The organism is Paenibacillus sp. 19GGS1-52 (assembly GCF_022369515.1).
Taxonomy (GTDB): Bacteria; Bacillota; Bacilli; order Paenibacillales; family Paenibacillaceae; genus Paenibacillus_AQ.
Genome location: NZ_CP059724.1, coordinates 1,854,041 through 1,868,208, shown reverse-complemented (window position 1 = coordinate 1,868,208; position 14,168 = coordinate 1,854,041). Strand labels below are relative to the sequence as shown.

At 51.0% G+C, this 14,168-nt stretch carries 7 protein-coding genes; 1 reads left to right on the top strand and 6 read right to left on the bottom strand.

Features of this window, described 5'->3' with window-relative positions; translation table 11 throughout:
- Nucleotides 1–8 precede the first annotated feature (8 nt).
- The 3 genes from addA to H1230_RS08635 form a co-directional block, all read right to left on the bottom strand.
- The gene (addA, locus tag H1230_RS08645) at nt 9–4,091 is read right to left on the bottom strand and encodes a helicase-exonuclease AddAB subunit AddA (protein ID WP_239717206.1); all 4,083 of its coding nucleotides are present in this window, start codon (nt 4,089–4,091) and stop codon (nt 9–11) included.
- A gap of 2 nt (nt 4,092–4,093) precedes the next feature.
- The gene (gene addB, locus H1230_RS08640; RefSeq protein WP_239715092.1) at nt 4,094–7,606 is read right to left on the bottom strand and encodes a helicase-exonuclease AddAB subunit AddB; all 3,513 of its coding nucleotides are present in this window, start codon (nt 7,604–7,606) and stop codon (nt 4,094–4,096) included.
- Between the two features lie 687 nt (nt 7,607–8,293).
- The gene (locus H1230_RS08635; protein WP_239715091.1) at nt 8,294–9,733 is read right to left on the bottom strand and encodes a class I SAM-dependent rRNA methyltransferase; all 1,440 of its coding nucleotides are present in this window, start codon (nt 9,731–9,733) and stop codon (nt 8,294–8,296) included.
- 101 nt (nt 9,734–9,834) lie between these two features.
- Between H1230_RS08635 and H1230_RS08630 the strand changes: the two genes are divergently transcribed.
- A complete protein-coding gene (locus tag H1230_RS08630; RefSeq protein ID WP_239717204.1) occupies nt 9,835–10,821 on the top strand; it encodes a Na/Pi cotransporter family protein in 987 nt (328 codons plus the stop codon).
- Nucleotides 10,822–10,856: 35 nt separating this feature from the next.
- Here H1230_RS08630 and H1230_RS08625 read toward each other — a convergent pair whose 3' ends face one another.
- The 3 genes from H1230_RS08625 to H1230_RS08615 form a co-directional block, all read right to left on the bottom strand.
- Nucleotides 10,857–11,693, bottom strand: a complete 837-nt coding sequence (locus H1230_RS08625) for an energy-coupling factor transporter transmembrane component T family protein (protein ID WP_239715090.1) — start codon at nt 11,691–11,693, stop codon at nt 10,857–10,859.
- Complete coding sequence (locus H1230_RS08620) at nt 11,690–13,396, bottom strand: ABC transporter ATP-binding protein (protein WP_239715089.1); 1,707 nt, start codon at nt 13,394–13,396, stop codon at nt 11,690–11,692. Before H1230_RS08620 ends, H1230_RS08625 begins: the two co-directional genes overlap by 4 nt.
- Before the next feature lie 126 nt (nt 13,397–13,522).
- On the bottom strand, nt 13,523–14,083 hold the full coding sequence (locus H1230_RS08615) for an ECF-type riboflavin transporter substrate-binding protein (RefSeq protein ID WP_239715088.1): 561 nt from the start codon (nt 14,081–14,083) through the stop codon (nt 13,523–13,525).
- Between the last annotated feature and the right edge of the window lie 85 nt (nt 14,084–14,168).

Sequence of the window (14,168 nt, the reverse complement as noted above, 5' to 3'; positions counted from 1 at the left end):
AATAATATTTATAAGCTTACAGCATGTCCACCGTCAAAAAAGTACAGCCACAGCTCGCTGACCGGTTCTCCCAGAATATCATTTAACGCCTTGCCGTACAGCTCCAGCTGAAAACGGTATTTATCCTTGAGATCCTCTAACGCGCCCGGATGCTCCAGCACACTATCAGTCTTATAGTCTAGCAAGATTAGCCGATCTCCCTCACGGAATAGACAATCAATAACCCCTTGGATCAATACAGCTTCAACTTCGGCATCATTTTCTGGTGCCGGAGAGATTCTGGAGACGGCTTCATCCAGAAAGCTTAAGCCTTGGTAGGCTTCACTAGCTGGAACCATATAACTGAATGGGAGCTCTCTTCTCTTCCAGGTAGAAGTCAGCAATCTTTGTCCAAGCTCACTATTATAAAAACTCTCGACTTGCTCTAGAACCACTGCCTCGGCCTGCTCAGCGGTCACAATCGCTACCCGCTCAAGACGTGCCAGTGTTTCCTCGACAACAGCGTGATCAACCGATCCTTCGAGCGGAATATGCTGCATAACGGTATGGTACGCAGTTCCACGCTCCGCAGAGGTTAAATTGCGCTTCTCCATAAATTTAGGGCGTCGCAGATGAAGACTATCGGCATTGGTAACGCTACGCCCTCCGATTCTCTGAGCAGCAAACTCCCCTTCCTCCAAGAGATCATAGGAAGGTTGCTCTTGCATAGATAACAAGGCCTTCAGCTCCGTTACTGAGGTCTTGGCCGGAATACCCGCGGCGGCTGCGTAAGGATAGCGCCAATTCAGCTTTCGGGTCACTTCGCGGCTTGTTTCGGTTCCTCCAGAGGGCACTGCGTTCCCTCTTTGCAAGGCATGAAGCACTAGCTGGCGCTCTTCATCCTTTCCGCTGCCCTCCTTGGCAAGGAAAGCACCGGTGCTAAGCTCGGCAGCGTCCAGCACACTGATGCTCCAATTGGAAATATCAGTATGCAGCACCGTAGAGACTGCTCCTTCTGAACCAGCCAGCTTGCGCAGGATGGTTGCTCCGGGATGACGGATCAGTGCGGGTCCAACCCAGTCTAGATAACAACGCCCACGAGCCAGTAAATGGTCAGGCAGCAGCAGTTCTTCCCGACTCTGAACCGCACTCCAGCCAGCGATTTTGCGAGGTAAATCACGAACTGTTCCCACCAGAATCATTTTGTCTCTAGGACGGGTCAGCCCTACATACAGCACACGCATTTCCTCTGCCAGCAATTCAAGTTTCGAGCGGCGGTTAATAGCGAGAAAGGGCAGAGTCGGATAGCTCACTCTTGTATCCCGTTCCACAAAACGGGGGCCGAAACCCAGCTCCTTATGCATCAGAAACGGCGAATACAGATCCTGCCGGTTAAAGGGCTTGGACATGCCGGCCAGAAAAACAACCGGAAACTCCAGACCTTTGGATTTATGAATGGTCATAATTCTAACGCCGTTGCCTTCTTCATCACTCCCGCTAGCAACCCCAAGGTCGCCGCCATTCTCGCGAAGTCGGCTAATAAACACCAGAAAGCGGAATAAGCCGCGGGCCGAGGTATCATTCTCATATTGTACAGCCCGATCATACAAGGCTTTGAGGTTATTCTGGCGCTGAAAACCTCCAGGCAGACCTCCGACCCACTCCAGATAGCCACTCTCTCCGTAAATACGCCAGATCAGGCCACTCAGGCTGCCCTGCCGAGCCGCATTTCTCCAGCTTTCCAGTTGGTCCAGAAAGTATTGAAGCTTCCGGCGCAGCTTAGGAGCGATAGTCGGTAGAGCTCCGCTCGCCTTCTCCTCTTCATAAGCTGCGGTGATTTCACTTAAGTTAGGAGTACTATCCTCTTCTATAGTGACTGCTGCCTCAAACACGCTTTCGGCCGTAGCCGCAACCTCGCTGTCTTCAGCCCTGGCAGCCAGCTTCTGCTCTCGTACTGCTGCTTGCAAAGCTTCATAGAAAGAGCCTTGGCTGCATAACCGCACCGTAGCCAATTCCTCTTCGCTTAGACCAACAACAGGCGAGCGCAGCACTCCTGCCAGCGGGATATCCTGCTGGGGATTATCTACTACTTTTAGCAGGGAGAGGGCGATTTCTACTTCTGTAGCCTGAAAATATCCTTTGTTCTGGTCACCATAGGCAGGTATACCTTCCAGCCGTAGCTCCTCGATCATCAGAGGCGTCCATATTCTGGCCGAACGGAGCAAAATCACGATGTCACCATAAATGACGGGACGCATGATCTTGAGGCCTTTATCATAAATGAGCAGCGGTGAACCGCCGGTCATACCGGTCATCTGTGAAATACGCCGAGCGATCGCCCGCGCTTCAAGCTGAGCCGTCTCACTTTCGATGACTTCGCTCTCTTGCGGTGCATCCTCGCTATCCTCCGAGGCTTCTTCAGCCTTACCCGTTGCGTTCTTGCCACGATCAATCAACAACAGCTCCGGCGCAAAATAAGTATCTGGGCTCTGCTCTTCAGTCCCTGGGAAATTAGCTCCATACACCAGCTCTGCGCGCTCGTCATAACTTATTTCAGCCACTGTCTCGTTCATAATCTGCCGGAAAATCATATTCACGGCATTAACGACTTCACGACGGCTGCGGAAATTACGGGCCAGATCAATTACCGATCCTGTTGAAGACTCACTATCAGAGCCGCTAACATTGGCACCCTTGGTGCTGAAGCTACGGTATTTATCCAGAAATAGTCCCGGCTCCGCCAATCGAAAACGGTAAATACTCTGTTTCATATCTCCAACCATAAAGCGGTTGCCAGGTGCTTCCCGGGAAATCAGCCGCACGATTTCCTCCTGCACACTGTTCGTATCCTGATATTCATCCAGCAGCACCTCGTCGAACTGGGCACGGTACTCCATGGCTGCATCGGAAGGTAACGAGCACCCTGGTAAAGAATCTGGATGCCGTAAAATTTGCAGGCAATAGTGCTCCAGATCGCTGAAATCGACCAATCCACGGCCGGATTTCTCTATTCGATAACGTTCGCCAAATTCGATTACCGTCTCAGCCAGCTCATCCATTAGCGGAGCTGCTTCGTGCAATTCAGCCAGAAACACAGCTGCAGGACGGCCAAATAACGCCTTCTGAAGCTCCAATATACTCTTCTTGACACTGTCACGCAGCTCTTTAACGGCTTCCTGAAGTCCGGGATCGGTGGAGTCTTTCTTACAGGCTTTGAGCTTCCCGAAAGATACCTCCATAAAAATATCATACAGCTCTGCCCAAGGCCGCTGATTTACAGCATCTATTAGCTCACTAACCATCACCAAATCAGCAGCCAAATTGTCGGCATAAGGGGCTGGTCCTCCCGGCTGCAAGGCAATTGCCTGACCCTGCGTTAGCTGACTTATTGCACCCGCCAGTGTTAGCTTCGCTTCCTCCAGAATACTCTGCACCCATGGTGTCTGGCTTAGACTGTCCGTATCCGGCAGCGAGAAATCAGCGGCAGTATCGCGCAACCACTGCGCTGGCCAGGGGTGGCTGCGAGCGAAATCATGCAGCCGCTGTATCAGCGCATGCACCGCATCATCGCTGCGCTCTCCGCTGAACCAATCGGCTAGCCTAACAAAGACGGTATCTTCACCATCCTCACTCACTGCACCATACTTCTCTTCCAGCAGTTCCTCCAGCAGCTCCTGCCGCATCATTTCGGCCTCATGCTCATTTAAGATACGAAAACCGGGGTCAATCGGGATAAGTTGATAATACCGACGAATCACTTCCATACAGAAGGAATGCAGTGTCGTAATAGATGCCTTGCCCAGCAGGGCAAGCTGACGGCGCAAATGGTCATTCTCACCATTGTCTTCCAGTGCGCGGTCCAGCGCTTCTCGAATCCGCTGGCGCATTTCGGCTGCGGCAGCTTTGGTAAAGGTGGCAACGAGCAGCCTATCCACACTAAATCCATTCTCTTCCTTGCTGATTTTGCGGATAATCCGCTCCACCAGCACCGCTGTCTTGCCGGAGCCTGCTGCCGCCGCTACTAAGATATCATCGCCGCTCTCGGCGATGGCGCGCCATTGGTCATCACTCCAGATGCTGCCTTCCGGTTTCACTTCTATTTCAGCCTTCATGCTCACAGCGTAGCTCCTCCTTTGCGGGACAGCAGGTCCCAAATGATATCCTTGCCCGGCTTGCCAAGGTTGTTATAATCATTGCCTTCCACCGCTTCATCGAACTGGCATACCGGCCGGTAAGAGCAAAAGGTACAAGCCGTCTCCTGTTGAATACGGTAGGGCTGAATCTCTACATCTCCCTCTGTAATACGGGTTCCAATGTCTGAAATCGTGCTTCGCACAGAGGACAGCAAATGTCCCCACTGCTCCGGAGTGGCCACTGAGGCACTGCTATAAAAACTGCCATCGCTCTTCACCGCGACCGGTACGATTGAGGAATACCCTTTGTCCAGACTGGTATCCATCAGCGAGACAATCTCGCGGTCTGCTGTCAGCAGCCCTTTCATCTTGAAGCGTTTCAGCAATTCCTGCTCTGCCTGCTCCCGGTTCAATCCATTGGGTGACGTTAGCAGTGGGTCATGCACATGGAAATAAAGCGTGCCCGCTGGAAGTGCAGGACGGCCCAGCCATTGTTCGGAATAGGTTAGCAATACATCGAGATAAGTCAGCATTTGCAGCGATAAACCATAGTACACTTCATGCAGCTTAAGATCCTTTTGGCTCGATTTATAATCAATTACCCGCAGCAGGATACCATTCGCCCCTTCGGCCATGTCCACTCGGTCAATCCGTCCCACTACCTCCATTACACAACCATTGGGCAAAGTTATTCTTAAAGGAGGCAAATCCTTGCCCGGTCCAAAATCAAGCTCGAGCCCAACCGGCTCAAAGCTGCCCCGCCGCGCATGCTCTCCCAGAATAACCGTAGCTCTCCCAACGATATTCTTCAGCTTGCGGGAGATGTATCCATAACGCTTGGAGCTCATTAGAATCTCGCCCTGCAGCATCGGCGACAGGCGGTCCACTGTCTCTCCGGCCTCGCGTCGGCATTCCTCCGGTGTCATACTTCCCCAGCCGCGGCCTTCATTCTGCAAGCGTTTCGCCATATCGCTTAACGCAGCATGGAACAGCTGCCCAATATCGGGCGCTTGCAGCTTGTACAGCTGCCGCTCCCTTAATCTAAGGCCATATGAAGCAAAATGGGAGAACGCACAGCCTACAAACTTCTCCATACGCGATACGCTTCCGCGCAGCGTTGTACCTCCATATAACCTGAGACTGGTTCCACGCTTTAGCTTTATCCCATCGTTGCGGTAGAACAAAGAGCCTAGCAAACGCTCCAACTGCGGCTTCCGTTCTTCATTCGCTGTGAACCAATTGTACACATCCCACCATAGCTCTGGAATTTCTACTCCTTGACGCCACTGCCGCAGTTGCATAATGAGCATGCGCAAAGTCTGCTCCGGCTGAGCCACAAAACCCATATGCATGGAATCCCCAGCTTCTGCATTCAGGCCAACTGGTGGGAAGCCAACAAGTGAGTGCTCCTGTGCCGAGGGGAACATTTTATGCAAATGGCGAATAACCTCGGAAGGCAGTAAAGGTTTCCCTTCCTCATCAGCTGACGCATAGCTGACCCATAATCTTCTGCTCGCCGTTGTCAGCGCGTTGTAAATCAGAAAGCGCTCGTCCAGCAGCTTACGGGAAGAACCCGGAGCCAGTTCCATGCCGGCGTTCTCCAGCACAGAACGTTCTCCCTCCGAGAGAATGCCATCCTCCTTAAACTGTGCAGGAACGACACCTTCATTAAATCCCAGCAAAAAAGCATATTTTACACCGGATGTGCGTGTCCGGTCCATATTCCCAATGAGTACCTGATCGAGCGCAGGTGGAACTAGCCCCATCTTCAGCTCGGCAAGTCCAGTCTCAAGTACACCAGCGAACACGTCAAACTCCAACCGCTCATTGCCCATCATTTCGACAATTTGATCCAGCAGATCTAATACCGCACTCCATAGCTGACTATGTTCACGTGCAGCCTCCGGCTGCCCCTTCTCCAAAGAATTTGCGCTCATAGCTTCCAGCTTGTGTGCTGCATCTGTCTCTTGGAGCAAACTATAGACCGCTGTACACAGCTCAAGACCGCTGCGGCTCTTCTTAACACGTTTCTCAAAAGCGAACAACGGACCCGTTATCGCTGCCCGACAACGTTCCATGGTCAGCAGCAGATGTTCATCCACCCCTCGGCCACCCTCCATCGATAGGCTCGGTATACCTCTCCAGGACCGTTCATCGGTCCAGCGGTATCCCTGTATCCCACAGGCCAGCACATAGTTCTCCAGAACATCCATATCCTCGCGCGTCAAACTATGGTCCAGCGGAAGCAGCAGATCGGTCTTTACGCAGCGAAACACATCCTCATAACGCCAGCGGCGACGCACCACATCCAGCGCAGAGCGAATAAATTCGATGAGCGGATGATGCAGCTCATTTACTTTTTGATCCAGAAAAAACGGGATTCCATAATCCTGAAAAAGTGGTGTCACCAGCTGCTCATAATCGCCAATATTACGCATGAACACAGCCATTTCACTGTATTTTGCCCCTTCGTCCCGCGCCAATCTGATCATTTCACGCAACGCTCCTTCAACCTCCGCTCTACGGGAGGCAGCAGCACCGATGGAGATGGCTTCAGTTATTTGTGCATCATCTCCGTGCCAGCGGGTCCGGCGGTCATAACCCTGCTCCAAATGTGCAAGCACGGGAGACGCTGCAAATCGTGGAAGAACAGGCGGGCTTAGTAACTCGTCCCATATTTCCACACCCAGTTCCTCCGCTATTCCACGCAGCTTGATATAAGTGACCGCCGCAGGATGAAAGAGCTCCAGCTCATGCGGCTGTTCTCCCGGAGGGTAAGTCCGGTCAAGCGTAAGCGACACAGTCAGTTTGGCCGCACACAGCATTAATTCGCGCAGCACAACAAATTCCTGTGGAGTAAAACCATGAAAGCCATCTACCCAAATCTCGGCTCCACGAATATAGGCGGACTCCGGGATATGCTCTGCCAGTTCAGCCAAACGGTCTTCTTCGTCAATATACAGCCGTGACATTTCCTGCTCCAAGTCGCTAAATACAAGTTGTAAATCATCTAGCTTGCCTGTGAGAATAGGACTGCTTCCAATCGAGTTGCGCATTCTGGACAATTGCTCGTCCAAGTCGGCTGCACCCAGACAGCAGCGTTTCATTTCCGTATGCAATTGGCTAAGCCGCTCTACAAAACCTGGTCTGTCCGCAGAGGCTCCAAATAACTTCAGCTCCTCTTTGCGGCGGTTGATGATTCTATAGATCAGCATCTTCTTGCCTTCTTCACTGATAGGCAGGCTTGCGCTGCCGCCAGTTTCCTGCTTCACCCGATAAGCGAGACGCGAAAAGCTAAGCGTCTGGGCTCGGATGCTTCCCTTGGCATTCCCAGCGCTCAAGAGTCCCCGCTCCGCACCAAAAGAGCCCTGCTCCGGAACGAGCACAATAATCGGCATCCCTAGCGGCTCCTCCTCTAAAGAGGCCGATACCGACTCCCATATCTTTGTTGTCTTACCGCTGCCCGAGCGGCCTATTAAAAAGTTTACCGGCATAACGCAAGACTCCTTCCGTGGCGAAGAGATTTAAAGAGACTACAGGTGGAATCCACCTGTAGAATTATAATAATTCCTGCACCTTGCTCATCCTATAATTATACCATAACCTCATTTGAGAGAACATACGTTTGGGATTATTTTCAAATGAATGGAAGGAGGTAAAAGTTAGATCACTGTTAGATAGACTATAGTCTGTGAGGAATAAATTAACATCATTTTCTGCTGCTAATTGATGTCATCCAGCTCTTGGAGACTCATTAACAGCAATTTCTGCCTCTAATTCAGCAATTCGTTACTAAAATTTTCTTGTTAGAGGAAATTAACAGCATAAATGGCAGTTAATTATCGAATTAAGCATGAATCGGACGATTTAACGGCATGAATTGTCGTTAAATATAAAGAAACAGCTTTGCCACCCTTTATGAACGCTACCCGTCTATCTCAGAGAAATAGAAGGATAAGTTATTGTGTGAAACATATAATCCTGACCTATATTTGCTTCAAAACCAAAATCAGCACTTGATCCATCGCGAATCATGACGCTAAGGTTCAGAGGGTTCTTCTGACCGCTGATAAAGTAGCATGGGAGTCATATTATGTACGACAAGAAGCTTACTACGCCTGCTAATATCCCCAAAAAAAAGAAGAGTCTCAACACAGAGACTCTTCAATCGTGTTTCAGCTTTATTTATTTTTACTCCGCACTTCAAATATAGCAAACTTCAAATAATGCCCCTCTTCGACGCCGAGAATCTGCGGATGGTCCTTGCCAGCGGCCCGCCATTCGATCAATCGCAATATCTTGCCAGCATCCTTCGCTGCGTCCGCGATGGTCTCCAGAAACAGCTCTGGCTGCATATGGTACGAGCAGCTTGCAGTGACAAGATAACCACCCTCATTCACCAGCTTCATGCCATGCAGATTAATGTCCTTGTAGCCGCGCACAGCCCCTGCCACCGCACCTTTGGCCTTGGCAAAAGCAGGAGGGTCCAAGATAACTACATCCCAGGTCCGTCCGCCGCCAGCCGTCATCGGCTTGGAGGTATCCGCTTTTGCTGGCCCTTTGAATTTGGAAGGAGTGTTCACTGCTCCTGTTGCAGAGTCAGATTCATTCGCAACTGTGGTGGCCGTTGCCCGCTCCGAACGCTCCTCAATCCCCTTCACGTGGTTGCGCAGGTAAGCAAAAGCATCATCTACCACAAACTCCACACGATCGCTGTATCCATTCAACTCCACATTGACCTTGGCGCTCTCGATGGCATGCGCCGAAACATCTAGGCAGGTTACCTTCTTGGCACCATACTTGCAGGCGTGCAGCGTGAAGCTGCCGGTGTGCGAGAAGCATTCCAGCACCGTCGCCCCATCCCAATAAGGGAAAGTGACATGTTTGCCACTCTTGTTAACCGGCAGAATCTGCAACGAGCCGTCCTCTGTAGCAATTTTCTGCAGGGTAATCCCGCTGCGCCCACCCCAGCCTTGCATAAGTGGAGCGATAGAGGCTCTATTCTCGCGCTGGTCAAAAAAGTAACCCGTCTTTTGTCCCTCTTCGATATCAACGATCAGCTTCAAGCCATTTTCGCTTATCGTAACGTGGCGGGGACACTCCCCGTACAGCACGCCGGTCGTCTGCTCCAGACCCTCCAGCTCACGCACGCTCACATCACTGCGCTCATAAATGCCGCGTGGAGCCATGACTTGAACCAACGCCTCCACAATCTCGGCGCGGTGCTTGTCCATCCCGAGCGTCAGCAGCTGCACAACAAGAATGTCGCCAAAACGATCAACTATCAGTCCCGGCAGAAAATCCGCTTCCCCATAGACCAAACGGTACGCATCTGCACCTGGCAAAAAACGATTTCGGTGCTGGTGACAATTTGTAAACCGTTCCGCGAAAAAGGCTGTATCCATTGCCGCCAGCGGCGCTTGGGAGACAATTCTCACCCGGATCTGCGAAGAAGTATTGTAATATCCCACAGCGAGAAAACGCCCCTGATGATTAAGCACATCCACCAGTCCGCCATCCTCCGGACTTCCATCTACCGATGCTATTTCACCTGCAAAGACCCAAGGATGGGCCTGCTCCAGTCTCTTCTTGCGATTGCGTTCTAAAGTAACTGATGCCAATAACTTCAACTCCCTATTCTTATAAAAATGGTTTATACATGTCCCTTGTACTACAATCATATATTGGTGTACAACCCTCGTTCATAAAGGAGTCTGTCCCTATGATCCGTGATCTGCTGTTCCCTGTCTTATATGGTCTTATCATTTTTCTGGCTGGTATGAAGCTGCTGGAAGCCGCAATGGCCAGAGTGGCAGGTCCGCTGCTGAGAAAAAGTCTTAACCTGGCAACCGCCACGCCGTTAAAAGGTTTGATCGCCAGCAGCCTGATGTCAGCCCTGCTGCAGAGCAGTACAGCCGTAACCGTGTTGACGATCGGCATGGTTAATGCCGGGCTGCTTACCTATGCCCGTACGCTTGGCATCATTCTGGGCAGCAATATCGGGACCTGCCTGACCACGGAGCTAATCGGCCTGCAGATCAGCTCCGCAGCTTCTCCACTGCTGGCCGCCTCACTCAGTCTGTGGGCGGCGGCGGTCATCGCTGGCGAGCTGCCGCTGAATGCCTCACGGTCAACCGCCTGCCGGCGAATCGCCGAACCCCTCCAGTTCATCTGCCTGGCTGTTGCCGGGTTCGCGCTTGTCCTATGGGGCATCGCTGTAATGCAATCGATCGGCCCCGCCTTGCAGAGCAGCGGCCTATTCGAATGGTTCTTGAACCACGCCGCTACCAGCGTGCTGTGGGGACTCGCCGCCGGTGCCTGCCTAACCGCCCTGCTGCATAGCAGCGCTGCGGTCATCGCCATGGCCATGGGCGTAGCCGCTTCCGGGGCGATGCCGCCAGAGCTCGGCATCGCCATCGTACTTGGTGCCAATATTGGCACCTGCGTCACAGCTGTCCTCGCCTCGATCGGCGGCTCACCTTCCGGCGTCTTCGTCGCCTGGTCGCATGTAGCGCTGAACGTTGGCGGCGCGCTGCTCTTCTTGCCCTTTACCGCGCAGCTGCACAACATATCATCATGGCTCGGCGGCGGCCCAGCCTCGCAGATTGCCCACTCCCAGACTATTTTTAATGTAGCCTGCTCAGTTATAGCACTGCCTTTATGCTATCTGCCTATATGGTCTAGGCTGGAAAAACGTCTTCAGACTTAACCCTTATGTTCACGCTATCGCTGTACTATTATACTTCAATTGGGTTCAAAGATGTTATAAAACCGCGATCCATCGTGAAATGTAATCACAGTCGAGGCGATAGCAATCAAGGCGATTAGTCCCAAAGCGATATAATCCTGACTTGAGAATGGACGGGTCTTATACCAGGTTCGTTTTGTTTTGCGTCCGAAGCCGCGCAGCTCCATGGCCGTGCTAATCTTATCTATCCGCTCGATACTGGTTAGAATTAAGGGCATAAGAATCGAGATGATGTTCTTCACCCGTCTGGACAGCTTTTCTTTACGGGAAATATCAATCCCGCGCGCCTGGGCAGAGAACGATATGTTCTCATAATCGCGTTGAACATCTGGAATATATCGCAGGGCAAGCGACACAGAATAAGCAATCTTATAGTTTACTCCCAGCCGGTTTAACGAGGCGGCAAATTCACTGGGGTCCGTGGTCAGCAGAAAAAGCAGCGCCATTGGAAGGACTACAGCATATTTTAGCGCAATATTGAATTGATAGAACAGTTGCTCCCACGTCAAGGTGTACCTGCCTGCAAGATGAACGATATCATGGCGCGAACCATAAATACGCACTCCCTCCAAAGGTGAAAAGATAAAGATGGCCAGTTGATTTAACAGAAAAAAGAGCAAAATCAAAGATAATACAAACGCATAGTCCCGAAATTTAACCTTGGAGAGTATAAATGGAAATAGACTAAATACCAGCATCACTGCCAAACACCTGGTATCGTATGTAATCATCGCGGCCACAGACCAGACTACAAAAATAATCAGCTTGGTAGCACCTGTGAGGCGATGAATCGGTGAATCCTGCTTCGTGAATGTTAGCATATTGGCTTTCATCTGCCCCGGACCCTCCTGTCATACGCAATAAAGCGCCTAACGAACTCGCTTGGCTGTTCCACTCCGGCTCTCAAAGCTAATGTAAATAGCGAGGTTTCTTTCAAATGGGCACTTCGCACGACTTCCGTGTCGCCAAGCACCCGCTCCGGACTATCATCCGCAAGCTTCACACCGTCTGCGAGTACAATGGTCCGTTCAGCATATTCCAGCATTAGGTGCATATCATGGGTGATCATCATCACCGTCATGCCTTGGCTGACCAGTGTGAGCAGGAACTCCATCATTTCATTATAATGCCGATAATCCTGAGCAGCAGTTGGTTCGTCCAAAATAATTATTTCCGGCTCCAGCACCAAAATTGAGGCAATCGTGACACGTTTCTTCTGACCATAACTTAGCGCCGAAATCGGCCAGCTGCGAAAAGCATATAGCCCGCACACCTTCAGAATAGCATGCACCCTGTCACGGATATGTTCCGCCGAAGCCCCCCGCAGTACAAGCCCTAGCGCAACCTCATCATACAGGAGCGTCTTAGAGATCATATGGTTCGGATTCTGCATCACAAAACCAATCCGATCCGCGCGCTCCTTAATCGAATCCGGGCCAATATCCCGTCCGTTCATCCAGATCGTTCCCGATGTAGGCCGATAGAATCCACAAATGAGCTTGGATAAGGTAGATTTCCCAGCTCCATTCCGCCCAGCGATGCTCAGCATCTCTCCTTTGCCGATGCGCAGCGAGAGCTCCTGAAGCACTGGCCGATTCTTCTCATAACCGAACGAGACGTTCCGCAATTCAAGCAGAGCTGGGTATTCAGTGATTTTCGGCTGGACATTGTTGTCCTCATACCATTGCTTGAGCTTGCCAGTATAGTCATCGAGCCGGATATCATCGATATGCTGCGGATTTATGTCCGGAGTAATGATGCAGCCCGCATATTTCAGCGCCGTTAGATACAGTGGCTCCCGGATACCTGCTGTACTAAGCAGATCGGCGCTCAACAGCTCGGCAGCCGGCAGATCGGCGACAATACGTCCTTCATCTATTACAATAATGCGGTCGACCGACCGATGGAGAACCTCTTCAAGCCGGTGCTCGATAATAATGACTGTTGTACCGCTTTCCCTGTGCACTCGGTCAATGAGTTCAATCGCCTTTTTCCCAGTATACGGATCTAGACTTGCTAGCGGCTCATCGAACAGCAGGATATCAACCTCCCCCACAAGCACTCCGCCTAATGTCGTTTTTTGCTTTTGTCCGCCTGACAATTCCTGCGGGGAAGATGACAGAAATTCAGAAATATCGACAGCTATTGCCGCAGCAGATACCTTCTCCAGCATCTCTGCCTGTGGGATTGCATCATTCTCCAGCCTGAATGCAATATCCTCGCCGACGGTTAAGCCGACAAACTGCCCATCCGGGTCTTGCAGTACAGTTCCAACCCGGTCAGACAGCTCGGCGATGCTCATCTCCTTCTGCTCCTGCCCCATAATCCGCAGCAAGCCCGTCATTTCTCCTGCATAGGCAAAGGGAATTAAGCCGTTGATGCAGTGGGCCAGCGTACTTTTGCCTGAACCGGACGGCCCGACAATAAGCACTTTCTCTCCTTCTGTTATCGTTAGAGTAATACCGTGGAGAGTAGGCTCCTTCTGAGCCCGGTATTGAAAACTGAAATCCACGAATTCAATGACCGCTTTTTTCATATTTAACCTTCCTCCCCTGATGATCTATGCCATATGTGCAAAAGAGAAAAGCCGGTAGTATCTACCGACTTTTCTAGTGATTTGATTTGTAGAGGATCTAGAGTGGACTAAATTAAGCTTCCTTACTCAAGCTTCCTTACTCAAGCTTCCTTGTTTCGTTCTTGTTTTGGCATAAGCGACCGCCAGCAAGGAGCCAATTATCGCTACCGTCACTATATTCGCTGCTCCAGCAATTAACCCTTGCGTAAACACTTTATTAGCAGGTTCCGCATAAATGAGAATATCCAGTACCGGCGCTACGATGAACCAGGCCACTGCATTCGCCGCAATTTGAGCTAGGTTAAAGCGGATGAGTTCCCTCTTGCCAAATTCTCCATCATGGATGGCTATTCTGGAGGTTAGCAGGCCAATAATCAACCCGACCAACCCTGAAGCAATAACCCAACTGAACCAAGGCGAACCGTAAAAAATAGCATCCTTTAGTGTGTGACCGATCAGACCAATCAGCACCCCCGCAACCGGACCATATAATAACGCAAACAATGCAAGCAAAGCGTATGTCGTCTCAATGTTAGTATTGGGAACACCGGACGGAATGGAGCCAAATCTTCCCAGAATAACGAATAACGCAGAACCGATACCAATAGCTACAATCGTCTTGATTGATAACGCTTTATGTTTCCCCAACGATCCCATCTCCCTTGATCCATGAATGTATAGCTTCCTACCGTATTCACATGCTACTGTGCATGTAGTTTTTGGAATTATACAT